At 67.8% G+C, this 25,338-nt stretch carries 20 protein-coding genes; 6 read left to right on the top strand and 14 right to left on the bottom strand.

Annotated elements, in window-relative coordinates:
- Nucleotides 1-117 precede the first annotated feature (117 nt).
- Nucleotides 118-1,800 (bottom strand): aminotransferase class III-fold pyridoxal phosphate-dependent enzyme, encoded by a 1,683-nt coding sequence (locus tag ST3T6A_RS0100005; protein ID WP_019830826.1) that lies wholly within the window; start codon nucleotides 1,798-1,800, stop codon nucleotides 118-120.
- Between the two features lie 35 nt (nucleotides 1,801-1,835).
- Here ST3T6A_RS0100005 and asd point away from each other — a divergent pair, with 35 nt between their 5' ends.
- Together asd and ST3T6A_RS18940 are read left to right on the top strand one after the other, a co-directional pair.
- The gene (asd, locus tag ST3T6A_RS0100010) at nucleotides 1,836-2,711 is read left to right on the top strand and encodes an archaetidylserine decarboxylase (RefSeq protein ID WP_026359283.1); all 876 of its coding nucleotides are present in this window, start codon (nucleotides 1,836-1,838) and stop codon (nucleotides 2,709-2,711) included.
- Between the two features lie 47 nt (nucleotides 2,712-2,758).
- Complete coding sequence (locus ST3T6A_RS18940) at nucleotides 2,759-3,295, top strand: TPM domain-containing protein (protein WP_162140496.1); 537 nt, start codon at nucleotides 2,759-2,761, stop codon at nucleotides 3,293-3,295.
- A 1-nt stretch (nucleotide 3,296) separates the two neighbouring features.
- On the opposite strand, the gene ST3T6A_RS22090 is transcribed toward ST3T6A_RS18940, so the two are convergent.
- The 7 genes from ST3T6A_RS22090 to ST3T6A_RS0100050 form a co-directional block, all read right to left on the bottom strand.
- Nucleotides 3,297-3,419, bottom strand: a complete 123-nt coding sequence (locus ST3T6A_RS22090; RefSeq protein WP_019830829.1) for a hypothetical protein — start codon at nucleotides 3,417-3,419, stop codon at nucleotides 3,297-3,299.
- A gap of 159 nt (nucleotides 3,420-3,578) precedes the next feature.
- On the bottom strand, nucleotides 3,579-4,868 hold the full coding sequence (locus ST3T6A_RS0100025; protein ID WP_019830830.1) for a Xaa-Pro dipeptidase: 1,290 nt from the start codon (nucleotides 4,866-4,868) through the stop codon (nucleotides 3,579-3,581).
- Nucleotides 4,869-4,876: 8 nt separating this feature from the next.
- Complete coding sequence (locus ST3T6A_RS0100030) at nucleotides 4,877-7,327, bottom strand: TonB-dependent receptor (protein ID WP_235785689.1); 2,451 nt, start codon at nucleotides 7,325-7,327, stop codon at nucleotides 4,877-4,879.
- A 117-nt stretch (nucleotides 7,328-7,444) separates the two neighbouring features.
- Entirely contained in the window at nucleotides 7,445-9,355 is a 1,911-nt protein-coding gene (locus ST3T6A_RS0100035; RefSeq protein WP_019830832.1) for a tetratricopeptide repeat-containing sulfotransferase family protein, read from the bottom strand.
- A 19-nt stretch (nucleotides 9,356-9,374) separates the two neighbouring features.
- Nucleotides 9,375-9,962: a TetR family transcriptional regulator C-terminal domain-containing protein gene (locus tag ST3T6A_RS0100040; RefSeq protein WP_019830833.1), complete on the bottom strand. Its 588-nt coding sequence runs from the start codon at nucleotides 9,960-9,962 to the stop codon at nucleotides 9,375-9,377.
- A gap of 1 nt (nucleotide 9,963) precedes the next feature.
- A complete protein-coding gene (locus ST3T6A_RS0100045; protein WP_019830834.1) occupies nucleotides 9,964-11,364 on the bottom strand; it encodes a M20/M25/M40 family metallo-hydrolase in 1,401 nt (466 codons plus the stop codon).
- 64 nt (nucleotides 11,365-11,428) lie between these two features.
- On the bottom strand, nucleotides 11,429-12,517 hold the full coding sequence (locus ST3T6A_RS0100050) for an aminotransferase class V-fold PLP-dependent enzyme (RefSeq protein WP_026359285.1): 1,089 nt from the start codon (nucleotides 12,515-12,517) through the stop codon (nucleotides 11,429-11,431).
- Nucleotides 12,518-12,577: 60 nt separating this feature from the next.
- Here ST3T6A_RS0100050 and ST3T6A_RS0100055 point away from each other — a divergent pair, with 60 nt between their 5' ends.
- Complete coding sequence (locus tag ST3T6A_RS0100055; RefSeq protein ID WP_037537266.1) at nucleotides 12,578-13,753, top strand: PrnB family protein; 1,176 nt, start codon at nucleotides 12,578-12,580, stop codon at nucleotides 13,751-13,753.
- Here ST3T6A_RS0100055 and ST3T6A_RS0100060 read toward each other — a convergent pair.
- Nucleotides 13,750-14,607 carry an NAD(P)-dependent oxidoreductase gene (locus tag ST3T6A_RS0100060; RefSeq protein ID WP_019830837.1) on the bottom strand — a complete coding sequence of 286 codons (858 nt, stop codon included), beginning with the start codon at nucleotides 14,605-14,607 and terminating at the stop codon, nucleotides 13,750-13,752. The two genes, ST3T6A_RS0100055 and ST3T6A_RS0100060, sit on opposite strands and share 4 nt — an antisense overlap.
- 132 nt (nucleotides 14,608-14,739) lie before the next feature.
- Here ST3T6A_RS0100060 and ST3T6A_RS21005 point away from each other — a divergent pair, with 132 nt between their 5' ends.
- From ST3T6A_RS21005 to ST3T6A_RS0100075, 3 genes are read left to right on the top strand one after another with little or no spacing between them, the layout of a single operon-like run.
- Nucleotides 14,740-15,198 (top strand): PDZ domain-containing protein, encoded by a 459-nt coding sequence (locus ST3T6A_RS21005; protein WP_019830838.1) that lies wholly within the window; start codon nucleotides 14,740-14,742, stop codon nucleotides 15,196-15,198.
- Entirely contained in the window at nucleotides 15,173-15,859 is a 687-nt protein-coding gene (locus ST3T6A_RS0100070; protein ID WP_026359287.1) for a winged helix-turn-helix domain-containing protein, read from the top strand. The genes ST3T6A_RS21005 and ST3T6A_RS0100070 overlap by 26 nt, the downstream gene beginning before the upstream one ends.
- A gap of 7 nt (nucleotides 15,860-15,866) precedes the next feature.
- On the top strand, nucleotides 15,867-17,237 hold the full coding sequence (locus ST3T6A_RS0100075; RefSeq protein ID WP_019830840.1) for a sensor histidine kinase: 1,371 nt from the start codon (nucleotides 15,867-15,869) through the stop codon (nucleotides 17,235-17,237).
- 199 nt (nucleotides 17,238-17,436) lie between these two features.
- Here the strand turns inward: ST3T6A_RS0100075 and ST3T6A_RS0100080 are convergent, their stop codons facing one another.
- From ST3T6A_RS0100080 to ST3T6A_RS0100100, 5 genes are all read right to left on the bottom strand, one after another.
- On the bottom strand, nucleotides 17,437-20,784 hold the full coding sequence (locus tag ST3T6A_RS0100080) for a glycosyltransferase (protein ID WP_019830841.1): 3,348 nt from the start codon (nucleotides 20,782-20,784) through the stop codon (nucleotides 17,437-17,439).
- A gap of 249 nt (nucleotides 20,785-21,033) precedes the next feature.
- Nucleotides 21,034-22,959, bottom strand: coding sequence for a sulfate adenylyltransferase subunit CysN (gene cysN, locus ST3T6A_RS0100085; protein ID WP_019830842.1), 1,926 nt, complete (start codon nucleotides 22,957-22,959; stop codon nucleotides 21,034-21,036).
- The gene (gene cysD / locus ST3T6A_RS0100090; RefSeq protein WP_019830843.1) at nucleotides 22,959-23,882 is read right to left on the bottom strand and encodes a sulfate adenylyltransferase subunit CysD; all 924 of its coding nucleotides are present in this window, start codon (nucleotides 23,880-23,882) and stop codon (nucleotides 22,959-22,961) included. Before cysD ends, cysN begins: the two co-directional genes overlap by 1 nt.
- 72 nt (nucleotides 23,883-23,954) lie before the next feature.
- Nucleotides 23,955-24,692, bottom strand: a complete 738-nt coding sequence (locus tag ST3T6A_RS0100095) for a 3'(2'),5'-bisphosphate nucleotidase CysQ (RefSeq protein ID WP_019830844.1) — start codon at nucleotides 24,690-24,692, stop codon at nucleotides 23,955-23,957.
- Nucleotides 24,693-24,755: 63 nt separating this feature from the next.
- Nucleotides 24,756-25,277, bottom strand: a complete 522-nt coding sequence (locus tag ST3T6A_RS0100100) for an SH3 domain-containing protein (protein WP_235785690.1) — start codon at nucleotides 25,275-25,277, stop codon at nucleotides 24,756-24,758.
- Nucleotides 25,278-25,338: the final 61 nt, after the last annotated feature.

The raw sequence follows: 25,338 nt of genomic DNA on the forward strand, positions 1-25,338 counted from the left end.
TGTCAGCCTCAAGCCCCCTCCACCACCCTTCGGGTGGTCCCCCTCCCCCTTGGCAGGGGGAGGATCATGGAAACAGGCGGTGAGGCCATGTTCGCGACAGACCTGACCGCCCTTCCCTCACCGGCCCCGCTTCGCCGCCCACATTTCCTTGAGGATCGAGCGGCGGATCATCTTGTTGGTGACGGCCGGATCATGCCACCACCAGCCGTCCGCCTGCATCGCCTTGGCCGCCTTCACGAAGCGCTCGACCACCTCGGCGAAGTCCGTATCGCTATAGTTGAGGCTGAAGATCAGGCGGCCGGTGCCGACCCAGCTCAGCGCCAGCCCCTCGGCCCGGAGATAATATTGCAGCATCCAGTTGTAGCGCGACGGCTGCGTATAGCTCACCGTCCAGATCGAAGAGAGGTTGCTGACCGTCACCGGCAGGCCCGCTTCCGCGAGCTTCGCGTTCATCAGCGCCGCGCGGCCGTTCCAGATGTCGTCCGCGCCCTCGTAGAGCGCCTTGCCCTCATCGGTGTCGAGCGCGCGCAGGAAGGCGTTCATCGCGCCCATCACATAGGGGTGCGAGTTGAAGGTGCCGCGCGCGAAGCAGATGTCGACGGGCTTGTCGTCACGGTAGCGCTTCATCAGCTCCGCGCGGCCGCACAACACGCCGACGGGCAGACCGCCGCCCAGCGTCTTGCCGTAGGTCACCATGTCGGGCTGGACGCCGAAATATTCGGCCGAGCCGCCCTTGGCGAGGCGGAAGCCGACGAACACGTCGTCGAAGATCAGCACGATGCCGTTGGCACGGCACGTCTCGGCCAGCTTCTCCAGCCACGCCGCATAGGCCGCCTTGTCGAAGCCCGCCTTGCGGCTGCTGTCGACCAGCGAGGAGTCCGACGGCGCGCCACTGTTCGGGTGCAGCGCCTGAAGCGGGTTCACCAGCACGCAGGCGATGTTCCTGCGCGTGGCGAGCACCTTGAGCGTCTTCTCGCTCATGTCGGCGAGCGTGTAGGTGTAGTCGGCCGGCGTGGGGTTGCCAACGCCCGGCTGCACATCGCCCCACCAGCCATGGTACGCGCCGCAGAAGCGGACCACATGGCTGCGCTTGGTGTGATAGCGCGCGAGCCGCACCGCCTGCATCACGGCCTCGGTGCCAGACATGTGGAAGCTCATCTCGTCCATCTTCGAGATGGCCTTCAACCGCTGCACATTGTCCGCGACGACGGGGTGGAAGGCGCCGAGCACCGGTCCGAGTTCCGCCACCTGCGCCGCGCCCTCCGCGATCATGCGCTTATAGGCGTCGAAGCCCATCAGGTTGACGCCGTAGGAGCCCGCGAGATCGTAGAAGCGGTTGCCGTCGAGATCGGTGATGGTCACGCCATCGGAGGACGCAAGGAAGCTGCCGGCGGAGAGGTTCTCGCGCACGACGCGGCTGAACTGGAAGGGCACGCGGTAGCTGCCGGTGAACTGGAGATCGGAAAGGCCCTGAGCGGCCTCCTTGGTCAGCGCCGCGGTCCTGGCGAAGCGCGTCTCATAGAGTTCGGACAGGCGCCAGAAGCCCGCCTCGCGCTGGCAGACGACATCTTCCGGCGCCGCATCGGCGCGGAAGAAGCGTTGTTCGTCATAGCTCCAGGCCGGGATCAGCCCCGCCACCCGGCGCGACATGCGCGCATGGCCGGCGAGCGAGCGATGCTTCGCGCGGGACAGCATGAGGCGCGCCCGGCCCTTGGTGGCAGCGGCGGCGGCAACGGCCAGCGCGCCCGCGCCCCACAGGGCGAGAGGCTGCGCGGCGACGGCAGTGAGATTGGCTTCCATGCCAAATTACAGGCACGAAAAACGGTGACGGCATCATGACATTGCGTAGCGCGCTCGCCCGCATCGGCGGGAATGAGGATCTGAACTTCCTGCTCACCAACAGGCTTCCGCGGCGTTTTGCCACGAAGCTGATGGGGCGCATCTCGCCGATCGAGCAGCCGCTGGTGCGCAAAGCCTCGATCGGCCTGTGGCGCCTCTTCTGCGACGTCGACCTGAGCGACGCCGCCGACAGCCGCTTCAGGAGCCTCCACCACGCTTTCACCCGCGCGCTGAAGCCGGGCTCGCGTGCCCCCGATCCCGATCCCCGGGTGCTGGCGAGCCCGTCGGACGCGATCGTCGGCGCCTGCGGCCGGGTCGAGGACGGCAGGCTCTATCAGGTCAAGGGCATGGACTATGCCCTCGCCGACCTGCTCGGCGACGAGACGCTCGGCGCGCCCTATCGCAACGGCAGCTTCGTCACGCTGCGGCTGACGGCGGCGATGTATCATCGCTTCCACGCACCCCACGATCTCTCGGTCGAGGAGGTGCGCTACATCTCCGGCGACACCTGGAACGTGAACCCGATCGCCTTGAAGCGCGTCGAGCGCCTCTTCTGCCGCAACGAGCGCGCGCCGATCCGGGTGCGGCTGGATCGCGGTGGGCACGACATGCTGCTGGTCCCGGTGGCCGCCATCCTGGTGGCGGGCATCCGCTTCACATTCGCGGACGTTGGCCCGCACATCCGCGAAGGCGGCACGCGCGCCATCCCCCTCCCCGGCCTCGTGCACATGAGCAAGGGCGAGGAGATGGGCTGGTTCGAGCATGGCTCGACGATCATCCTCTTCGCGCCGGAGAGCTTCGCGCTGGCAGACGGGATCGAGCCCGGCGTCCAGATTCGGGCCGGGCAGGCGCTGATGCACTTGCCGGAGTGAAGGGCAGCGGCAATCATCAGTAGGACATCACCGATATGGCCCGCTCCATGACGAGTAGCGTTCTGTCTCGTTTCCTTGTGCTCCTCTTGCTGGCGCTCTTCCTGTCGACAAGCGTCCCGCCCCCGAGCGCACGGGCGGCTGCTCCCACGGATATCGCCTTCACCGGCTTCGTGGTCGATCAGGCGAGCGTGCTGTCGCCTGCGGAGAGGGATCGCCTCACCATGCGCCTCGACTGGTTCCAGCAGCGAACAGGGCATCAGTTCGCGGTCGTGACCGTCGACAGCCTCCATGGCCAAAATGTCGCCCTCTTCACGAGGAGGCTCGCCAACCGTTGGGGTGTCGGCCGGTTCGCCGTGAACGACGGCATCCTGCTGCTCATCGCGCCGAACGAGAAGAAGGCGCGGATAGAGGTAGGCCGAGGGCTGGAGCGGCGGCTGACCGATCCACTCTGCACGGCCATCATGCGCTGGACGATCATCCCGGCCATCCGGCGCGATGGCGTGGCGGCCGGGATCGACGCGGGCGTCGGCGCCATATTCGCCCAGTTCGGGCAGGCCCCGCGCCGCCAGGGGCGGGCCGCATAGCTCAATGCCGCCGCCACCAATCCAGCACCAGCGCATAGAGGACTACGCATCCCGCCATGGCGAGCAGCGCCGCAAATTGCAGCGCGGAGGCCAGCGCAGCACGGGCAGCCTGCTCACCGTCCATGCTTCAGCCTTTCTCCAAAGACGCGTGACCTCCGGCGAGGGTAACGACCAAACCAAAAGGTATCCATGGTCATGACCGCGAGGGCGGGAATCCATACGTGCCTTGCCGGTCAGCCACAGATCCAGATCAAGTCCGGGGGTGACGTGCAGCCGTCTCCTCTCACCCCGCCGGAACCGCCTTCATCACCTCGCCGCCCTTGATGACGCCCTTCACATCCTCCAGCAGGCGGATATTCTTCAGCGGGTCGCCGGCTACCGCGATCATGTCCCCATAATGGCCGGGGCTCAGAGCACCGATGTCCTTCTCCCGCCGCATCAGTTGCGCGGAGACCGTCGTCGCGGCCTGGATCGCCTGCATCGGCGTCATCCCGTAGCGCACCATGTAGGCGAACTGCCGCCCGCCGAGCCCATATCTGTAGACGCCCGCGTCCGTCCCGAAGCTCAGCTTCGCGCCTGCCTTCACCGCCTTGGCGAAGCCCTGCCGCTGCTCGTCGGTCGTCTCCCGGTTCTTGCGGAGATATTCCTCCGGCATCCCGAGCTTCGCGCCCTCTTCCGCGATCCAGTCGCCGTCATAGATATCCATGTCGAGCCAGACGCCGGCCTTCTTCGCCATGGCGATGCCCTCATCATCGATCAGCGAGGCATGTTCGACCGAGCGCACGCCCGCGCGGATCGCCGCCTTGATCCCCTCCGTGCCATGGGCATGGGCGATGCAGTAGCTGCCGTGGAGCCTGGCCTCGTCGCAGGCGGCCTTCATCTCCTCGGGCGTGAGTTCGAGCGCGCCGGGCTCGCTGCCCACCGCCAGCACCGCGCCGGTGGCGATCATCTTGATGAAGTCGGCGCCGTGGGCGAGCAGGAAGTCCACCTTCTCGCGCGCCTCGTCGGCGTTGCGGACATATCCGTACTGGAGATCGTCCGGAATCTTCACATCGGGCGCGAAGCCCGTCACCGCCCCACCGCCGCCGGGGATGGTGATATAGGCCCCCGCCACGATCATGCGCGGCCCCTCGACCACACCCTTCTCGATCGCGTCGCGCAGCGCCACGTCGGTGAGGCCGCGATAGACGCCGACGTCGCGCACGCTGGTGAAGCCTGCGTCCAGTTCCACCTTCGCCATCGCCGCGCCGCGCAGCACGCTCTCCGCTGCGGTGGAGCGGAGCGGCGCGATCGGGTCGCCCTGATCGAAGCCGTCCGCGATATGGGTGTGGCAGTCGAGCAGGCCCGGCAGCACCGTATAGGCCGACCAGTCGACCAGCGTGCCGTCGGCCGGCGCGCCCTTCCACGGGCCGATCGCCGTCACCCGGCCGTCGACCACCGTCACGATCTGGTCCGCGAGCACCCTCCCCTGCTCGGGATCGACCAGATGACCGGCATGGACATGCACGGTCGCCGCCCGCGCCGTACCGGCCGCGACGAACGCCGTCGCGGCCAGAAGAAGGGCTTTCAGCACGCCTCGGCTCAGAATTTCTGGCCGAAACGAATGCCGAACTGCTGCGGCTTCACCGGATAGATACGGGCATAAGGCCCGCAATAGATCGGCGAGCAGACGGTATTGCGGCTGAGCTGGCCGCGCTTGTCAAAGGCGTTCTGCACGAAGAATTCGAGGTTCATGTTCCTCAGCCTGCCGCCCAGCGAGAAGTCGAACGTCGTGAACGACGGCGTGTCGCCCAGAAGCGTGCCCTCGACCACGCCCAGATAGCTGCGCGTGCTGCCCTGATAGAGCACGCTGCCCTGCACGAAGGCGTTCACGTCACCCACCTGCCGATCATAGCGCGCCGTCAGCGTGCCCTTGAACTTGGGCTGGATCGGCAGGCGCGTGCCCTTGGGCGCGGCCACGTTCCCGTCCGCCACCGAGCAACTCGTCAGCGGATTGAGCGTCACCGGATCGACCTGGCAGAAATTCCTGGTGAGTTTCGCGTCGTTATAGGCTCCCGAGCCCGAGAAGGTGAGATGGCCGAGCGCGAGGTTGAAGTCCGCCTCCACGCCATACACTCGCGCGTCGCCGGCATTGTAGATGTTGGTGACGCCCACCGAGCCGACCGGCGCCAGCGCATATTGGAGCTTGTTCCACTTCTCGTAATAGAAGGCGCCGTTCAGCGTCAGCTTGCGGTCGAACCAGCGCGTCTTCCAGCCGATCTCGTAATTGTCGAGCGTATCGGCGTCGTAGGGATTGATGCCAAGGCGGCGATTATTGCCGCCGGGACGGAAACCGGTCGAGTAAGTCGCATAGACCATCCGGTCCGGATCGACCTGCCAGGTGAGCGTCACCTTGTGCGTCTCGCCCGCCTCGTTGACCTTCTTGTTGATGTTGTCGCAAGGGCGATCCGTCCCCGTGGTCGGCAGGCAGAGCGCGTTGCCCGCATCGTCCACCTTGGTGATGTCGCTCTGGAAGCCGGAGAAGCCGGTCAGCGTGTTGCGCGCCATGAAGCCGCGGATGCCGGCGGTCAGCGTCAGGTTCGGCAGGATATCGAACGCCGCCTGCCCGAACATCGCATAGTCGCGGTCGACGATGTGCGTGCGCGTCAGGAAGATGTCGTCACCGAACACGGCCGGCGTATCCGGGATCGAGCCCAGCCCCGGGATGTTATAGTGCGCCGTGTTCTGGTTGGCCTGCCGCTGGTAGAACATGCCCGCCGTCAGCCGGATGCGCTCGTCCGCCGGAGAGCTGATCCGCAATTCGTGCGTCTGCTTGCTGATCTTCTGATGGACATGGAAGACCTGCGTCGGATCGAGCGGCGATCCGTCGGCGTTCTGGAAATAGGTGTAGCCGGGGATCTGGTCATAGGCGACGGTGTAATAGCTGTAATCCTGCACCGTATCGAGCGAGCGCTGGAGATAGCCGCCCGAATAGAGCACGTCCCAGTTGGAGAGCTTGCCCGTGATCGTCAGCCCTGCCTGATACCATTTGTCGAGCGTATGCTCGGGCGTGAAGTCATGCACCTCCAGATCGCCGGCCTTGGGATCGTAGAGGAAGCTGCCCTTTGTCTTCTGATGCTGGGCGATGATCGTCGGCGTCGCGGTCCAGTCATCATTGAGATCGATGCCCAGCGCCACGCGGCCGCCATAGGTATCGACCGGGTTGAAGTTCTTCTTGACGAACTTGTCGTTGTTGACCGTCAGCGGGCTGTCGATCGGCGGCCCGTCCGGATCGGCCGGATTGGTGTGCGGCCGCTGATAGGTTCGGGTGCCCGGCGTGTTGTCGATATAGCCGCCGTCATGCTCATAGAAGCCGACGAGGCGGATCGCCGCCCGCTCGCTGATCGGCAGGTTGACGAAGCCCTCCGCCGTGCCGCCGGCATTGCCCTTGCCGAACTTCGTGCCGGTCAGGTCATAGCCCGCCGAGAATTTGGTGGGATCGGGCTTGTTGGTGATGATGCGCAGCGTGCCCGACAGCGAGCTTGCGCCGTAAAGCGTGCCCTGCGGGCCGGACAGCGCCTCGACGCGGGCGATGTCGTAGACATGCACGTCGAGCAGCGCGCCGATCGTCGTGACCGGGATTTCGTCGAGGTAGACGCCCGAGGTTGGCAGCGCGCCGCCCGGAAGCCCGTCGCCGCCCGACGAGATGCCACGGAAGAAAAGCTGCGACTGGCCGGGGCCGAAGGACTGGAAGCTGACGCTCGGCAACTGCTTGGCATAATCGTCGAACGCCTGGACCTGATGCTGCTCCAGCGTCGCGGCGCCCAGCGCCTGGATCGAAATCGGGACTTTCTGGAGACTTTCCGCGCGCTTCTGCGCGGTGACGATGATCTCGCCGGGCTGTGGGGCGCTCGTGTCCGCGGCGGCGACCTGCGTGGGCGTGCTCTGCTGAGCAAGCGCAGGCGCTGCGGCGAGCAGCGAAGACGAACCGAGCAACAGTGGCACGACATTACGCAATGCCGTGCGACGAACAGGCGTCACAGTCGTCATCATATCTTATGTCCCCCTCAGACCATCTTTGTGGTCACCGTCCCATCATTGTTTTATCCGAACAGCCTCTTCCTTTGTCTTGGCCTCGTCAATCGCCGGCTCGTTGCATTGCAGCAACAGTCAGCCGGAAAGCGCCGGATAGTGTCTGTCGAGCCCACCAAGCGCTGCCTTGAGCGGCCCCAGCCACGGCTCGAAATGCCGCCATTGCTCCACGCCCTCACGAAAGATCGGGCGGCGGACCTGCTCGGAGCTCGCCGTCTGCACCGCGCGCTCGGTCTCCCAGAAGCGCAGGCAGGCGGGATCGAAGGGCAGCCCGACATGATCGAGCAGCGCGCGGATCTCGGCCTCGGTGTCCGCCACCATCGCCTCGTGCAGCACGCGGTGGACGCGGCCCGGCAGCACCGCATCGACATGCGCCATCGCCGCGACATAATCGGCATAATAGCGGCCCATCTCGTCGAGCGCGTAGCTGAACGCCTGCCCCCGCGCGAAATGCTGCTTGAAGTTGGAGAAGCAGCAACCGAGCGGATGACGCCGCGTGTCGATGATCTTCGCGTTGGGCAGAATCAGATGGATCAGCCCGACATGCGCCCAGTTGTTGGGCATCTTGTCGATGAAATAGGGCCGGTCGGTCTTGCGGTGGATGCGGGCGCCCTCGAGATATTCCTCGCCCAGCGCGCGCAGTTGCGCGGCGTCCAGCTCCGCCAGCACCTCCGGGTAGCGCGACGGGTCGGATCGCGCCTTGCGCCCCGACAGGCGGTGGGCGAGCGCGAGGATGTCGGGCAGCTCGCGCGTCCCCTCGACGAGCGGATGGCTGGCGAGGATCTGCTCCACCAGCGTCGAGCCGGAGCGTGGCATCCCCAGCACGAAAATCGGGTCGGCGGCCTCCGCGCCCTGCCCTTTGCGTGCCTCGAAGAAGGCCGGCGTGAACAAAGACGCCGAACGCGAAACAAGGTCGCTCGTCTCGTCGGCGTCATGGTCGATCACCTGCCGCCTCAGCCTGTTGCCCTCGGCATAATGGCGGAAGGAGGCTTCCCACGCGGCCGCATCCTCGAACGCCTTGCCGAGCGCGAAGTGGAGGTGGAAGCGATCCTCCGTGCCGATCTCGCCTTCGAGCGCCGCCTCCATGCGGGAGATATCCCCGGCCGTAAAGCGCACCGTCTTGAGGTTGGCGAGGCTCCACCACGCTTCGCCAAGGCCTGCGCGCAAATCGATGCTGCGGCGATAGGCGGCGACGCTGTCCTCTTGCCGCCCGACCGTCTTGAGTGCATGGCCATAGCTCATCCACACCACCGCCGTATCGGGCCGCTGGCGCAGCACCGCCTCGAACTGCCCGATCGCCTGATCATGATCGCCGATCCGGCTGAGCACCGCGCCCTTGAGGTTGGTGTAGGCGGCGTTGTCCGGCTCGTCGGCGAGCAGCCGGTCCAGCTCCGCCAGCGCGTCGAGCGGGCGGTTCTGCCGATGCAGCACGGTGGCGAGGTTATAGCGCGCGGGCGCGAAGCTGGGCGACAGCTCGATCGCGCGGCGCAGCAGCTTCTCGGCATCGGCGTTGCGCCCGATCCGGCCGGCCAGCTCCGCCAGCATCCGGATCGCCGCGACGTCGGTGGGATGCTCGGCGAGCCACGGCTTCAGGATGCGCTCGGCAACGGACAGATCGTTCTCTGCCAGCGCGATCGCCGCGCGGCGCAGCTCCGGGTCGTTCACCGAGGCGCGGATCTGGTGGGCGTAAGCGGCGTCAGCCCCCGCTCCGTCCCCCGAGAACAGGAGCTGGTCGCCGAGCGCACGCCAGATGTCAGCGGACTCGGGATCGCGCCCCGCCGCCTCGCGCAGCGTGCGGATCGCGTCCGCCCGCCGCCCCGTCGCCGCCAGTGCCTGCCCGAGCAGCAGCAGCCCCTGCGCATGGCCCGGCGCCGCGCGGAGAATCTCGCGCGCCTGCTCCTCGGCCAGCATCGGATCGCGGGTGAGCAGGCGGCGGGCGTGGGCGAGCGCCACATCCAGCGTTCCGCGCGGTTCCGATGCCGTGACCATCACGCTCCGACCGTCCCCCTCAGCTAAATCGCGCCTCCAGCCAGCGCGTTGCGATGCCGATCGCCTCCTCCGGCGTGAACACGCTGTCGTCGAGGCACAGCTCCAGCCACAGCCCGTCGATCAGCGCGGTGATCGCCACCGCCTCCAGCCGATGGTTGCCGGGCGTGCGGCAGGCGTCGAGCAGCCGCTCCACCTCGGCGCGATAGGCGGCGTAGGTCTCGGCATGGGCGGCGGCGACCAGCGGCATCGACTTGGTGAGGCTGAGCAGCCCGAGCCAAGTCGCGAGCAGGTCCGCATCCATCACCGGCGGGCGGAAATTGCCGCAGACATAAGCGGTGAGCCGCGCGCGCGGATCGGCCCCGGCGGCCTCCACCGCAGCGGCGAGCGCATCCCCCACCCGATCGGACACCTGCCGGTAGGCGGCGGCGAGCAACGGCTCCACGCCCTCGAAATGATGCGTCACGAGGCCCGGCGACACCCCCGCCTCCGCCGCGATCGTGCGGACCGAGACGCCGCCCGCGCCATGGATGGCGAGCGCGCGCTCGGCCGCGTCGATCAGCGCCTGCCGACGCTCGACCGGAGCCCGTCTGTATCCCGCCCGCGCCACGTCAGCGCGACGACAGGGTGATGAGCAGGCTGTGCCACTGCACCAGCGCACCTGGGATGGCGGCCACGGGCGCGCGCTCGTTCAGGCCATGGGCGAAATCGTCGGACGGCTTCATGAACACCGCCGACACGCCATAGCTCGGCACCCCGTTGGCGCGGAAATGGAGGCTGTCGCTGGCGCCTGCCGCCATGTTGGGGACCACCGGCACGCCCGGATGGGCAAGGTCCACCGCCTTTTTCACCGCGTCCATCACGTCGGGGCGGAGCGGCGAGGCGTCGCTGGCGGTCGGATCGCCGATGGTGGCGAAGGTCGCATCCTTGTCGGCCACCACCTGCTTCAGCGTCGCCTCCACATCGGCGACCTTCACGCCGGGGAAGATGCGGCAGTTGACCGACACCGATGCCTTCTGCGGCAGCGCGTTGAGCGCATGGCCGCCCTGCAACATCGTCGCGACGCAGGTGGTGCGGACCTGCCCGATATATTCGGGATCGGCCGAGAGCGTGGCGGCGGCCTCGGCATCCTTCGGGTTCGCCGCGAAGCGCCGCATCGCATCGCCGAGCGCGCCCGGCGTCTTCTCGGCGGTGGCCTTGAGATAGGCGACGGTCAGCTCGTTGGACTGGACGGGAAACTGATAAGACGCGATCCGGTCGATCGCCTTGGCGAGGCGATAGATCGCGTTTTCGTGCGGCGAGCCGGGACGGCTGGAATGGCCGCCGGGGCTGGTGAAGCTGATCTCGAAATCGGCATAGGTCTTCTCGCCGGCCTGGAAGCCGAAGACCATCGGCTTGCCGTTCTCGTCGAGCGTGCCGCCACCGCCGTCGCCGTTCAGCACCAGCTCCGCGTTCTTGAGCTGGCCGGCCAGCACGCGGGTGGTCGCCATCGCCGTCTCCTCGTCGCCCGAGAGCGCGAGGATGATGGTACGGCGGGGCTTGTAGCCCTCCTGCTTCATCCGGATGAGCGTGGTGACCACCATCGCCACGTCGAACTTGTTGTCGAGCGAGCCGCGGCCATAGACATAGCCGTTCTCCACCACCGGCTTGAACGGATCGCGCGTCCAGTCCTTCGGATCGGCGGCGACGACATCCATATGGTCGGAGATGACGAGCGGCTTCAGCGCCTTGTCGGTGCCGGGCCATGTGACCGTGAGCGCGCCCGTCTCGCCGATCGGCTGGAAACGGATGTCGCTCTCGGCAAAGCCCGCCTGCCTGAACTGGCCGGCGAGATAGTTGGCGAACGCCGGGATCTGGTGGAAGCCCTCGACCGTCTTGAAGCTCACCGCCGTCTTGAGCAGCTCCAGCGCGCGGTCCGCCTCGCCGGCAGGCGGAGTCGCCGGCAGCGCGAACGCCACGCCCGAGACGCCCACCGCCCATGCGGCCAGCACGGCCTTGCTCCAACGCGACATGAAACCCCCTGATCCGGTCTTGTTGGACAATCGTATCGTTGCCCGCCCGGCAGTCAACAGGCTGTCACATAGACGCGGTCAGCCGATCGATGTCCTCGGCGCTGTTGTAGATATGGGGGGATAGCCGGATGCAGCCCTCCCGCGCGTCCACGAACAGGCCGGCCTCGCGGAGCTTCGCCAGCGTCGCCGCCGCATCGTCGACCGCGACGAGCACGGCATTGCCGCGCCTCCCCCGGGCCGAGCGGATGCGGTCGGGCAAGGCGTCGTGGAGGTGCTGGATCAGGCCCTGATTGTGCGCGTGGATCGTCTCCACGCCGATATCGAGGATGCGCCCGATCGAGAAAGCCGCCTGCGCGAAGGGCAGCACCGAGGGTGTTCCGCCCCAGAAGCGGCTGGCGTCCCCGGCCGCGCGGAAATCGTGGATGTCGAACGCGAAGGGGTTGGCGTGCGAGAACCAGCCGACGTCGATCGGATCGGTCGCGCCCAGCGCCGTGTCCGACACCCACAGGAAGGCCGCCCCCGGCCCGCCGCACAGGAACTTGACCGAGGAACCGACCACGAAATCCGCCGTCCACTCCGCCACGTCGACCGGTACGACGCCGAGCGTCTGCACCGCGTCGACGATGGTGAACACGCCCTCCCGCCGCGCCGCGCGCGTGATCGCGTCGACCGGCAGGCGGGCGCTACGGTTCGAGAAGGCATGGGTGACGAGCGCCACCTGCACGTCGCCAGCCGCCATTTCCGCCGCCCAGCGCGCCGCATCCTCCGCCTCGGCGCCCCGCGGCAGGAAGCGCGTGCGATAGCCCCGCGCCGCCGCCGCCGAGGCGACGAAGCCGATCGAAGGGAAGTCTTCCTCGCTCAACAGGATCACGTCCCGCCCCGCCCGCGTGGGCAACGCGTGGATGATCTTGGCGACCGCGCTCGACACGTTGGTCTGCGGGCAGACCTGATCCGCCCGCGCGCCGATCAGCCGGGCGACCGCTTCCCGGAAGCCCGACACCGCCCCCAGCCACGCCGGCCATGCGTCGCCGCCCGCCTCGCTCCACGGCTGGTAGAAAGCCTCGGCCACCGCCGCCTCCGATCCGCGCGGCAGGCAGCCGACCGAGTGGCTGAGCAGATAGACGCCCTCGGGCATGTGGAAGTGCGATCTCATGACCGGAGTGGTTGCATCGCCCGCAGCCAAGTGCAAGGCAGTCGCCACCAGAGGGAGTGGATGATGGGTAGCGTTGCCGAGAGCTTCGATCGCTGGATTCGGGGTGCGTTCGTGGAGATGAACAGCGCGCTGGAGAGGCTCTATTTCGCGCAGGAGGATCGCGGCCAGGTCGAAGGCGTCGGCGACGCGATCAAGCAGGCGCTGCATGACGAGGGTCATGCCCATGTCGTGGCGCTGTGGCGCGAGGGGAATACCGGCGACGGCTTCGAGAGCGCGTTCGGCGTGCTCGGCAATGTCGGCATGTATCTCGCGGCGCTGCGCCGGCACGAGCTGACCAACCCCGCCCGCGAGGAGCGCTCCCCCTTCCGCGAGGCCTCGTCGCTGGCGCTCGATGTCGGCACCGCGATCGGCATGGCGCCGCGCTTCGCCACCGCGCATCTCGCCACGCACAACCGGGCGATTCATGGCCTGCGCAAGAGCTTCACCGACCTGCCGGACGAGTTCCTCTTCATCGACGAGAACGCACGCGGCATCCTCGCCTTCCAGCGCGCAGCCGATGCGCTCGGCCGGATCGTTCCGCTCGGCGTCACCAACCCGGTGGCCGACACGCTGTTCGCCGCCGCCGCCGATGCCATGCGCGAGGTGATCGCGATCAACCAGCGCCTGTTCGATCAGCTCGACGTGGCGCGCTTCTTCTGGAGCGTCAGGCCCTATTACAAGCCCTATCGCGTCGGCCGGCAGGAATATCGCGGGGCCAATGCGGGGGATTTCTCGGGGATCAACGAGATCGACCTGCTGCTCGGCCTCTGCCGCGCGAGCGATCCCTATTATGCGCAGCTTCTCGTCGACAAGATGGCGTTCATGCTGCCCGGCGATCAGGCGCGCCTGCGCGAGACCATGCGCCACAGGAGCCTGATGGACGAGTTGCTGATGCTCGCCGACGACCATGCCGGGGCGGACTGGTTCCAGGCCAACGCCCGCGCCTTCCTCGACATCTGCGACCTCTATGCGGAGACGGCGCGCCAGCATCATGACGCGCTCGTCCGCCGCTTCATCGAGGAGCCTTCCGAGGGGCTCGCCGAGAACCGGATGGCGGGGCTCACCGCCTCCGGCCCGCCGCTCGCCGTGCTGCTGCGCTCGCTGGAGACGCTGCGCGACTTCCGCATGGCAGCGCCTCGCCACGATATCGAGACCCGCGCCGACGACCTCGCCCGCCTGCGCGCGGCGGCCGGCTAGGCCTTGGGCGGCTGGCCGAGCGCCGCCCAGTCGCGTGTTCCCCCATCGGCGCCGATGATCTTGTCCATGCGCGCGGCGAGCAGGCGGATGAAGGGGATATCCGCCCCCTCGCCCGCAGCATCCAGCGCGAGGCCCACATCCTTGCGGCCGAGACGCAGCGGGAAGCCCGCCGGCTCGAACTTCTCCGTCGCGATCAGCGGGCCGTAGACGGTCATCATCCGGCTCCCGAAATCGGTCTCGCGGAAGAAATCGGCCATGGTCTCCGCCGCCACGCCCTCGGAGCCAGCAATGCGATAGGCCTCGGTCAGCGTCTCGATGATCGCCGCGATCGAGGCATTGGCCGCGAGCTTCGACACCGCCGCCATCGCGGGCTCCGCGCCCATGCGCAGCACCTTCTGCCCCATCGCCCCGAACAGCGGCTGGAGGCGTTCCAGATCCTCGTCCGCACCGCCCGCGATGATCGAGAGCTTGCCCGCCGCCGCCGCATCCGGCCGCCCCAGCACCTGCGCCGAGACGAAGCGCTGCCCCTTCGCGCGATGCGCCTCGGTCAGCCGCCTGGTCAGCGCCACGCTCACCGTGCTGCACGAGACATGCAGCACGCCCTCGCCGGCCGAGAGGATGCCGCCTTCGCCCTCCGTCACCGCCTCCAGCGCGGCATCGTTGGCGAGCATGGTGAAGACGATCCCGGCTTTCGCGGCCTCGGCCGGCGTCGAGGCGCGCGCCGCGCCCTGCTCCACGATCGCGTCCGCCTTCGCCGCATCGCGGTTCCACACCGTCAGCCGATGGCCAGCCTCCAGCAGCCGCTGTGCCATGCCATGGCCCATCTGCCCGATCCCGACGAAACCTGCGTCCATATCCCTGTCTCCCGTCCCAGCGGCGTCCGCGCCGAGTTGGGGCGCCCGGCGGCCTCCCGCAATGAGCCGCGTATGAACAAACGGTCATCTACCCCTCATTGCGTTGCAAATGGCGAACCGTGAGAAGGGGCCATGATGGCGTATCGGCGCATGACGGAGCGCCGCATCGGACGGGGGCTCGCAATCGGCGTCGGCATCGTTGTCGGGGCCGTCGCGCTTGTTCTGATGCTGGCGGAAAATGGCAGCTTCCAGCGGTTCGGCCGCGGGGGCGGCGCGGTCACATCCATCCCCGGCCTGACCATCGGCGACACGCACGACCAGATGCCGATCGTCACCAGCGTCCGATCCAACGGCGCGGCGGAGCGGGCCGGCATCCGCGTCGGCGACGAGATCGAGGCGATCGACGGCCATGCCGTCCACAATGTCGCGGCGTTGCGCGCCGTGATGCAGCAACAGGGAACGCAACGTCTGGCGCTTCATATCCGGCGTGGAGATGCGGTATGGACGATCGCGATCGACCGCAAGGAACCAGCGGGCGATGCCATGGCGGTGACGGGGACAGTATATGGCGCAGAAAATCCTGCTGATTGAGGACGACGCGCAGACCGCAGGCTATATCGTCAAAGGGCTGACCGAAGAGGGCATGACGGTGGATCATGCCGCCAACGGCCGCGACGGGCTCTTCCACGCGACGGACGGCGGCTATGACGCGATCATCCTCGATCGGATGCTGCCGGGGATGGACGGCATGGCGGTGCTGGGCGCACTCCGGGCAGGCGGCATCCATACGCCGGTGCTGATGCTCTCGGCGCTCGCGGCGGTGGACGACCGGGTGGCGGGGCTCACCGCCGGATCGGACGATTATCTCACCAAGCCCTTCGCCTTCGCCGAGCTGCTGGCAAGGCTCCGCCTGATGCTCCGCCGTGGCGGGGCGAGCGCGCAGCCGACGACGCGCCTCTCCTGCGGCGGGCTGGAGATGGACCTCCTCTCGCGCAAGGTGAAGCGGGATTCGCGCCCGATCGAGCTTCAGCCGCGCGAGTTCCGCCTTCTCGAATATCTCCTGCGCCACAAGGAGCAGGTGGTCACGCGCACCATGCTGCTGGAGGGCGTGTGGGACTATCATTTCGATCCCGGCACCAACGTGATCGACGTCCATGTCAGCCGCCTGCGCCGCAAGATCGACGATGGCGAGACGGTGCCGCTGATCCACACGGTGCGCGGCGCGGGCTACCGGCTCGGCACCGAAGCCTGAGCGGACGGTGAAGCTCCCGGCGTTCCTGCGTTCGTCGACGACCCGCTTCTTCGCGCTGGTCTTCATCCTCCAGCTCATCTCGGGGACGGCGCTGCTGCTGTTCGTCCGCCACATCATCGCGGACGAACTGGAGCGTACCTCGCGCACGCTGGTGACGGCGCTGCGCGACGACCTGATCGCGGATTACGAGCATGAGGGCTCGCGCGGGCTGAGGCAGCTCATCGCCACCCGCCTCGCCACCACCGGCGCGCGCGACGCGGCGGTGCTGCTGGACGATCCGGTCGGCAACCATCTCGCCGGCAATATCGAGGACTGGCCGCCGTTCCTCCCCTTCAACGCCGGCTGGCAGGTGACGCCGCCGCTCTATCGCGTCGGGCGCGACAAACCGGAGCAGATGGGCGTCATCTCCACCAAACTGCCCGACGGCACGCACCTGCTCGTCGGCCATGTCATCGAGGGCGATCTGCGCGTCCGCAGGCTCACCGGCGAGGCGATGATCGCGGCGCTGCTGCTGGCGATCCCGCTGGCGCTGCTCGGCGCGATCGTGGCCACCCGCGTCATCACCGCACGCGTGGAGCGCATCGCCGAGACGGCGCGCCGCGTCGGCATGGGCGACCTCTCGCTGCGCGTGCCCGCCGACGAGAGCCGGGGCGACGCGTTCGGCGATCTGGCCGAGGCGATCAACCTGATGCTCGCCCGCATCGAGGCTCTGGTGGCGGAGCTGCGCGTCGTCACGGACTCGCTGGCGCACGACCTGCGCTCCCCCCTCACCCGCCTGTCGGCCACCATCGACCGGGCGATGCGCGAGACCGACGACGAGGCCGCCGCCGCCGCGCTGGAGCGCGTCGGCGCCGAGGCGGACACGCTGCTCGCGATGCTCTCCACCGCGCTCCAGATCAGCCGCGCCGAGGCCGGCATCGGGCGGGACCGCTTCGTCTCCACCGATCTCGGGCGGATGCTGGAGGATCTGGCGGAGGTCTACGGCCCGCTCGCCGAGGAGCGCGGCTTCACGCTCACCGCCAGCGGCCAGGGCCATGCCGACGTCCACCGCGAGCTGGTGGGGCAGGCGCTCGCCAACCTCGTCGACAATGCGATGAAATATGGGCGCGCGGGCGGGCATATCCGGCTCTCGGTCGCCACCCATGGGGATTTCGTGTCGCTGCTGGTCGACGACGACGGGCCGGGCATCCCCGCCGACCAGCGCGAACAGGCGCTGCGCCGCTTCGGCAGGCTCGACCCGGCGCGGCAGCCCGGCGGCGCGGGGCTGGGCCTCGCGCTCGCCGCTGCGGTCTCGCGCCTGCACGGCGGCGGCATCGAGCTCGGCGACAATGAGCCGGGGCTTTCGGTGCGCCTGTCGCTGCCCCGCTTGCAGACCTAGCGCGCCTTACGCGGCCGCCTCCTCGTCGTCATCAGTTCACCCCAAACCGTCATGCCGGACTTGATCCGGCATCCAGCTTCTTCTTCGCGACCAAGGCGAAAGCAGCTGGACCCCGGATCAAGTCCGGGGTGACGAGGCAGGGGCACGGAGCGCCAGGCGCGTTACGGGACACCGAACGAAGAAGGAGCAACAGTCCCCCTCAGGCGCTCGCCTCCACGCGCCCCGTCCGCTGGAGCTTGCCCCAGCCGACCCACGGACCCGACAGCGCTGCGCCCACCGCGCGGATCACCACCGAATACATGAGCTGGCGATAGATGAAGCGCTGCGCCAGCAGCAGATGACCCGGATAGGGCTGGCGACGGGGCTCCAGTCGATAGGCGATCCAGCCACACAGCAGGTCGATCGAGCTGAAGGCCAGCCAGTAGACGCCCATGCGCAGCACGTCGCTCTGCGTCTGCGCCCAGCCATGCTGGTGGACGCGGATGATCGTCGAGACGACGCTGATGCCGAGCGCGAGGTCGATGATCGGCGAGATCATCGCGAACACGATCTGGAACAGCCACGCCTGCGGAATGCCGACCAGCGCCAGCCCGGCGGGCTTGCGCTCGCGCAGGATGGCGCGGTGCTTCCACAGGCACTGGAGCGTGCCGAACGCCCAGCGGAAACGCTGCTTGGCGAGCGCGCGGAAGGTCTCCGGCGCCTCGGTCCATGCCACCGCGTCTACGTCATAGGCAACGCGCCAGCCGACGCGCTGGATGGCGATGGTGAGGTCCTGATCCTCGGCCAGCGTATCGACCGGATAGCCGCCCACCGCGTCCAGCGCCGAACGCCGCCACGCGCCGACCGCGCCCGGCACGACGGTGATCGCGTCGAACCGGCTGAGCGCGCGGCGCTCCAGATTCTGCGCGGTCACATATTCCACGGCCTGCCAACGGGTGACGAGGTTCACCCGGTTGCCGACCTTGGCATTGCCCGCGACCGCGCCGATCTCCTCGTCCGCAAACCAGCGGGCGAGGCGGGCGATGGTGGTCTTCTCGAACTGGGTGTCGGCGTCGAGCGCGACGATCACGTCGCCCTTGGCCAGCGTCATGCCACGATTGAGCGCCGCCGCCTTGCCGCCGTTGGTGAGTGTCAGCAGCCGCACGCGCGGCTCGCCCGCGAAGGCCTGAGTGACGATGTCGCTGGTGCCGTCGGTGGAGCCGTCGTCGATGACGATGATCTCAAGCTGCACCTCCTCGCTCGCCAGCACGCGGCGGACCGAGCTTTCGATCACCCGCGCCTCGTTGAAGGCGGGGATCAGCACCGAGACGAAGCGGTTGGGATCGATCTCCGGCACCGGCTCCTGCGCCTGCTCGCGCTTCGAGAAGACCGCGAGGATCGCCATCAGCACGGCACGCGCGATGCCAAGCGTGATCGCCACGAAAAACAGCCACTTCAGCGTCGCGAGCAGACCGGCGAGGAACAGGAAGATGCCGACATCCGCCCGCACCGCGAGCAGATCCTCACCCGAGATGGTGGGCATCACTTGCTGCGGCGTCAGCCCGACGAGCTGCGACACGGTGACGAACTTATAGCCCTTAGCCTTCAGCGCCTGGATCAGGATCGGCAGCGCCTCGATCGTCTCGCGCCGGTCGCCGCCCGCGTCATGGAGCAGCATGATGTTGCCGGATCGCTCGGCATTGCCCGCCAGAACGCCCTGGATGCCGTTGCGGATGATCGCCGCCGCGCCGGGGCGCGTCCAGTCCTCGGTGTCGACATGGAGGCCGACATTGACATAGCCGTCGTCCTGCGCGCGCAGCGCAGGCACGAGTTCGTCGTCGGTCGTCGGCTCGGCGTCGCCGAAATAGGGGATGCGCAGCAGGCGCGTGCCGCGGCCGGTATAGGCCTCGATCAGACGCTGCGTGGCGTTGAACTCGATGCTGGTGCCGCGGCCCGAGACGAGCGCCATGTTCGGGTGCGTATAGCTGTGGTTCCCGATCTCGCTGCCTTCCGCGATGATGCGGTTGAGCAGGCCCGGATGGCTGACCGCATTCTCGCCGATCACGAAGAAGGTGGCGGGCACGCCTTCCTTCTTCAGGATGTCGAGGATCTTCGGCGTCCAGACCGAATCCGGCCCATCGTCGAAGGTCAGCGCCACCATGCCCGGCTGATAGCCCGTGCGGGTGACCACATAAGGCGTCGGCAGGCTCTCATAGGCCTCGCCGCGGATCAGATCGTTGCTGTCGGCCGTGATGGTGCGATGGCCCGTGGTGGGCGTATCGGTGATGCGCAGCACCTCGCCATTGCCCTCGACGTCCACGTCACCGACGGAACGCAGCATGGAGAGATCGGGCACCTTCCTGCTCTCGAACGCCTTGAACGCATCCCATACGCCGGGGTCTTCCGACCCGAGACGCCACAGCGCCACGCCCGAAACGCCGATCGCGTCCGCCGCGCGGAGCTGGTTCCACGCGGTTGCGGCGTCGAGGAACCAGACGGAGTGGGGCACGCCGTCGTCGTCGGCATAGTCGAAGGTCGGGTTGCCGCTCTCGGGATCGAAGCGGATCTGCGTCTCGCTGTCGTGCGCGGTCAGCCACGCATCCTCGACCGAGACGATGCCCGCCTCCTTGTTCCCCTTCTTCCAGTCATAGCCGTAATTGGCGATGGCGACGATCGACTTGGCCGGGCCGACGGCGGCGACCGCCTCGCGCATCCGGTCGACGAACCAGCGCTGCGAGGCGACGGGGCCGGGCTCGCTGCTCGTCTCGTGCTCGTCATAGTCCATGATGAACAGGCGGTCGGCGATGCGGGCGTAGGCCTTCAGATCCCATTCGGGATTGCCGACCGGCACGGCCACCGTCACCATCAGCCCCTTGGCGCCGAGCCGCGCCTTCGCCTCCGCGATGAAGCGCAGATAGTCGCGCTGGGCGGTGACGGGCAGGTCCTCGAAATCGAGCACCACGCCCGCCGCCTGCCAGCGCGCCAGCATCGGCTCGATCTGGTCGAGCAGGTGCGCGCGCGCCTTGGGATCGCGCAGCAGGGCCGCGAAGCCGGGGCCGTCGGGCTGGCCGTTCGAGAAGTTCTGGACGAGCGGCAGGATCTTGGGCCGGCTGGTGCCCTGACGCAGCACCGCGTCGAGTACGCGGTCGTTCAGCGCCGTGAAGTCGTGCTTCGGGCCGTTCACCGTCGCCAGCACCGGCACCAGCCAGTCGATCTGCCCGATATGGCGGACCAGCGAGGTGCGGGACGCATCGTCCCACGGCACGTAGAAGGCGACGACCTGCTGGTGCACGGCGGCGGCGGCCCGCTCCTGCGCGCCGGTCGAGACCGGTAGCCAGCCGCCCAGCGCGCGCTTCAGCACGCGGCGGACATGCGCGATCTGCGCCGGCAGCGGGCGCGGCTGCGCACGCTCGATGCGGATATCCAGCGGGCTCGGCACGGGAACGTGGACGATCGTCAGCGCGAAGACGCAGGCCGTGATGGCGAGCGCGATGATCAGCGCGAACAGGGCTCGAAGCGACCAGCGCTTCCGCCGGCCGCTGGGATCGTAGAAAACCGGGGCCTTCATATCACCTGTTACCCCACCCTCACGCAAAAACGAAAACGGCGCCCGGCCGGGAGTGGGTAGCCGAGCGCCGTTCCGTCATGCATCGGCGTGACAGGGTCCAGGCCCGCCGACGCCATGGACCGTAGCCGTGGCGCCTCAGCGGTGCCGTGACCTCGGCATGAAGGATCGGTAATGTCTTCCCCGGACGCCCGGCCAGGCGTTCACGCCAGCCTTATCCTGCCCGACACGCCGTGGGAACCTCTGCCCGCCTCAAATCTCCCAGATGATGGCATCGCGCAGGATGTGATCGACGATCCGCTCGGCCGCGGCCTCCGCCGACATCCGCGTCGTGTCGATGCGGATCTCCGGATTTTCAGGGGCTTCATAGGGGCTGTCGATGCCGGTGAAGTGCTTCAGCTCGCCACGCCGTGCCTTGGCGTAGAGGCCCTTCACGTCGCGCCGCTCGGCGTCCGCCAGCGGGGTATCGACGTGGATTTCCACGAACTCGCCCTGCGGGAGCATCCGGCGCACCATCTCGCGCTCCGCCCGGAACGGCGAGATGAAGGCGGTGAGCACGATCAGCCCCGCGTCCGTCATCAGCTTGGCGACCTCGCCGACGCGGCGGATATTCTCCACCCGGTCCGCATCGGTGAAGCCCAGATCCTTGTTGAGCCCATGGCGCACATTGTCGCCGTCGAGCAGGAAGCTGTGCCGGCCGAGCGTGTGGAGCTTCTTCTCCACCAGATTGGCGATGGTCGACTTGCCCGCGCCCGACAGCCCCGTGAACCAGAGCAGCTTGGGGCTCTGGTTCTTGAGGCGGGCATGGGCCTCGCGGGTGACGTCGATGGCCTGCCAGTGGACATTCTCCGCGCGGCGCAGCGCGAAGTGGATCATGCCCGCCGCGACGGTCGCGTTGGTGAGCTTGTCAATCAGGATGAAGCCGCCGAGCGCGCGGTTCTGCTCATAGGCCTCGAATACCAGCGGGCGATCGGTCGAGAGGTTGGCGACGCCGATGGCGTTCAGCTCCAGCGTCTTCGCCGCGAGCTTCTCCATCGTGTTGACGTTGATCTGGTATTTGGGCGCCTGCACCTGCACGGTGACGGTCTGCGCGCCGAGCTTCAGCCAGTAAGGCCGGCCCGGCAGCATCGCCTCCTCGGCCATCCAGACGAGGCTCGCCTCGAACTGGTCGGCGGCTTGCGGCGGGTTCGACGCCACCGCGATCACGTCGCCGCGCGAGCAGTCGATCTCGTCGGCGAGCGTTAGCGTGACCGACTGGCCCGCCACCGCCTCCTCCAGATCGCCATCGAGGGTGACGATGCGCTCGACCGTCGAGGTCTTGCCCGAGGGCAGCACCCGGATCGCGTCGCCCGGACGGACCACCCCCGCCGCGATCTGCCCCGCGAAGCCCCGGAAATCGAGGTTGGGGCGGTTCACCCACTGCACGCTCATGCGGAAGGGCTTGGCCTGCTCCGCCTCGGCATCGACCTCAACGGTTTCGAGATGCTCGATCAGCGTGGGCCCCTCATACCAGGGCGTGTTCTCCGAGCGCGTGGTGATGTTGTCGCCGACGAAGCCAGAGATCGGCAGGGCGACGAAATCGGCGATCCCGATGCTCTCGGCGAAGGCGCGATAATCCTCGACGATGGCGTCGAAAGTGGCCCGGTCATATTCGACCAGATCCATCTTGTTCACCGCCAGCACGATGTGCCGCACCCCGATCAGGTGCGCGAGATAGGAGTGCCGCCGCGTCTGGGTCAGCACGCCCTTGCGCGCGTCGATCAGGATCACGGCGAGGTCGGCGGTGGACGCGCCCGTCACCATGTTGCGCGTGTACTGCTCGTGGCCGGGGGTGTCGGCGACGATGAACTTGCGCTTCTCGGTCGCGAAGAAGCGGTAGGCGACGTCGATGGTGATGCCCTGCTCGCGCTCGGCGGCGAGCCCGTCGACGAGCAGCGCGAAGTCGATCGCCTGCCCCTGCGTGCCGACGCGCTTGGAGTCCGCCTCCAGTGCGGCGAGTTGATCCTCGAAGATCATCTTCGAATCATAGAGCAGCCGCCCGATCAGCGTGGACTTGCCGTCGTCCACCGAGCCGCAGGTGATGAAGCGGAGCAGCGACTTATGGCGATGACGGTCGAGATAGGCGTCGATGTCGGCGGCGATCAGCGCGTCGGCGCGGTAGCTGGAGGTGTCGTTCATCAGAAATACCCCTCCTGCTTCTTCTTCTCCATGCTGGCGTCGCCCGCATCGCGATCGATGGCGCGGCCCTGCCGCTCGGACGTCGTGGTGAGCAGCATTTCCTGAATGACCTCGGAGAGCGTCGAAGCCTCGCTCTCCACCGCGCCGGTCAGCGGGTAGCAGCCAAGCGTGCGGAAGCGGATCGAGCGCATCACCGGCTCCTCGCCCGGCTTCAGGCGGAAGCGCTCGTCGTCCACCATCAGCAGCAGCCCGTCGCGCTCCACGGTCGGGCGCGGGGCGGCGAAATAGAGCGGGACGATCGGGATGTTCTCAAGCTGGATGTACTGCCAGATGTCCAGCTCGGTCCAGTTGGAGATCGGGAAGACGCGAATGCTCTCGCCCTTGTTCTTCCGCGCGTTGTAGAGGTTCCACAGCTCCGGGCGCTGGTTCTTCGGGTCCCAGCGGTGCGAGGCCGAGCGGAAGGAGAAGATGCGCTCCTTGGCGCGGCTCTTCTCCTCGTCGCGGCGCGCGCCGCCGAAGGCCGCGTCGAAGCCATAATGGTCGAGCGCCTGCTTCAGCCCTTCCGTCTTCCACATGTCGGTGTGGAGCGCGCCATGGTCGAACGGGTTGATGCCGCGTTCCATCGCTTCCGGATTGTGGTGGACGAGCAGGTTCATGCCGCTCTCCCGCGCCATCCGGTCACGCAGCTCGTACATCGCCTTGAACTTCCACGTCGTATCGACATGGAGCAGCGGGAAAGGCGGCGGCGAGGGATAGAAGGCCTTGCGCGCCAGATGCAGCATCACCGCCGAATCCTTCCCGACCGAATACAGCATCACCGGCCGCGTCGCCTCCGCCACCACCTCCCGCATGATGTGGATGCTCTCCGCCTCCAGGCGCTGGAGATGCGTGAGGCGTTCGGGGGCAAGGGAAAGAACCGTCATGATGCGCCCTGTTTGGCGGGCAATGGCTCCGCTTTCCAGACTCGCTTTCTTCTTACCCCGAAAGCTCGGCTGTCAGGCAGCAAGGTGCAAAGCGCCGTGCAGGCGCTCGGTCCATTCGGGGCGGCTGACGAGCAGGTCCGGCATCCAGCTTTCCGGCTGGTTGTAGACGAGCGGGCGGCCATCCAGCGTGGTGGCGTTGAGCCCCGCTGCCTTGGCGATCGCGACGGGCGCCGCTGAATCCCACTCATATTGCCCGCCGGCATGGAGATAGGCGATCGCGTCGCCGCGCAGCACCGCCATCGTCTTGGCGCCGGCCGAGCCCATCGGCAGCATCTCGACGTCGAGCTTGGCGCAGGTCTTGATCGCGCATTCGGGCGCGCGCGAGCGGCTGACGAGGATGCCCGGCTTCTTGTGGAGATCCGCCAGCACCACCTTGTCGGAGCGCCACAGCGTGCCGCGCGCCGGCTCCGCCACCGCGCCCACCACCGGCTCGCCGTCGATCGCCAGCGCGACATGGACGGCCCAGTCGTCCCGGCCCTCGGAATATTCCCGCGTGCCGTCGAGGGGATCGATGATCCACACGCGGCGCTTCCCCAAGCGCGCCTTGTCGTCGGCGCTCTCTTCCGAGAGCAGGCCGTCATCGGGCCGCTGGTGGCGGATGGCGCGGACCAGAAAGGCGTTCGCGGTCTGGTCCCCCGCCTCGCCGAGCGCCTTGCCGGTGAGCAGGTTGCAACGCCTCAGGTCGAGGAGCACGCGCCCCGCAACGTCGGCGAGGCTGGCAGCGAGATCGATATCGTTCACGAGTTGCAAAATGAGACGGTCGCTCGCCGAAATCAACGCAGCGTTTGTTGGGAGGACAACAGGCCGCCTAGCTCAGTCGAACGCCTCGCCCGGCTCGACGCCCCAAAGACGCGTCTCTTCCAGATAGCCGCCACGGCCCTGCACGTCGAACTTGCACCAGCCCGCGGCACATTTCGAGAGGCGGCCGATCACGCCGGGCTCGGCCCGCCACACCACCCTCGATCCCGGATCGGGCCGATCGCGGAGTTCCGCCACGCCGCCCTTCACCATGCCGGTTCGCTGATCGGACACGAGATTGCCGATCATCCAGCCCTCGGTGCCGTCGGGGTCGCGGATCTTGCGCCAGCCGGGATAGACCTCCAGCACCTGCACCGGCAGGCCCGCGCGCTGATAGAGCCAGCTCGCCGGATAGTTGCGCCCCGGCCCTGTCCGCATCCGCGCCTGCCCGGCGGAGATCGAGCCCCAGTAAGGCGTCTGGCGAACCTGATTCGACGCCGCCTGCGCGCCCGCTCCGATCGCGAGCGCGGCGATCGCCGCCACCATCATCGACTTCACCGCCGACCTCATCGCCTTCATCCCCAAACCGCTGCGCATCCAGGGCTCTAGGACAGGCGCCGGACCCCGCACAAGGCCCACCAAAGGCGGAACCCGCCCA

Origin of the sequence: Sphingomonas sp. PR090111-T3T-6A (assembly GCF_000383095.1) — a bacterium.
Classification (GTDB): Bacteria; Pseudomonadota; Alphaproteobacteria; order Sphingomonadales; family Sphingomonadaceae; genus Solisphingomonas.

Bases quoted from the DNA above. Each gene is read 5' to 3' on its own strand.
- ST3T6A_RS0100005 (WP_019830826.1), bottom strand. From the start codon at position 1,800: ATGGAAGCCAATCTCACTGCCGTCGCCGCGCAGCCTCTCGCCCTGTGG.
- asd (WP_026359283.1), top strand. From the start codon at position 1,836: ATGACATTGCGTAGCGCGCTCGCCCGCATCGGCGGGAATGAGGATCTG.
- ST3T6A_RS18940 (WP_162140496.1), top strand. From the start codon at position 2,759: ATGACGAGTAGCGTTCTGTCTCGTTTCCTTGTGCTCCTCTTGCTGGCG.
- ST3T6A_RS22090 (WP_019830829.1), bottom strand. From the start codon at position 3,419: ATGGACGGTGAGCAGGCTGCCCGTGCTGCGCTGGCCTCCGCGCTGCAA.
- ST3T6A_RS0100030 (WP_235785689.1), bottom strand. From the start codon at position 7,327: ATGATGACGACTGTGACGCCTGTTCGTCGCACGGCATTGCGTAATGTC.
- ST3T6A_RS0100035 (WP_019830832.1), bottom strand. From the start codon at position 9,355: ATGGTCACGGCATCGGAACCGCGCGGAACGCTGGATGTGGCGCTCGCC.
- ST3T6A_RS0100045 (WP_019830834.1), bottom strand. From the start codon at position 11,364: ATGTCGCGTTGGAGCAAGGCCGTGCTGGCCGCATGGGCGGTGGGCGTC.
- ST3T6A_RS0100050 (WP_026359285.1), bottom strand. From the start codon at position 12,517: ATGAGATCGCACTTCCACATGCCCGAGGGCGTCTATCTGCTCAGCCAC.
- ST3T6A_RS0100055 (WP_037537266.1), top strand. From the start codon at position 12,578: ATGATGGGTAGCGTTGCCGAGAGCTTCGATCGCTGGATTCGGGGTGCG.
- ST3T6A_RS0100060 (WP_019830837.1), bottom strand. From the start codon at position 14,607: ATGGACGCAGGTTTCGTCGGGATCGGGCAGATGGGCCATGGCATGGCA.
- ST3T6A_RS21005 (WP_019830838.1), top strand. From the start codon at position 14,740: ATGATGGCGTATCGGCGCATGACGGAGCGCCGCATCGGACGGGGGCTC.
- ST3T6A_RS0100070 (WP_026359287.1), top strand. From the start codon at position 15,173: ATGGCGCAGAAAATCCTGCTGATTGAGGACGACGCGCAGACCGCAGGC.
- ST3T6A_RS0100080 (WP_019830841.1), bottom strand. From the start codon at position 20,784: ATGAAGGCCCCGGTTTTCTACGATCCCAGCGGCCGGCGGAAGCGCTGG.
- cysN (WP_019830842.1), bottom strand. From the start codon at position 22,959: ATGAACGACACCTCCAGCTACCGCGCCGACGCGCTGATCGCCGCCGAC.
- cysD (WP_019830843.1), bottom strand. From the start codon at position 23,882: ATGACGGTTCTTTCCCTTGCCCCCGAACGCCTCACGCATCTCCAGCGC.
- ST3T6A_RS0100100 (WP_235785690.1), bottom strand. From the start codon at position 25,277: ATGCGCAGCGGTTTGGGGATGAAGGCGATGAGGTCGGCGGTGAAGTCG.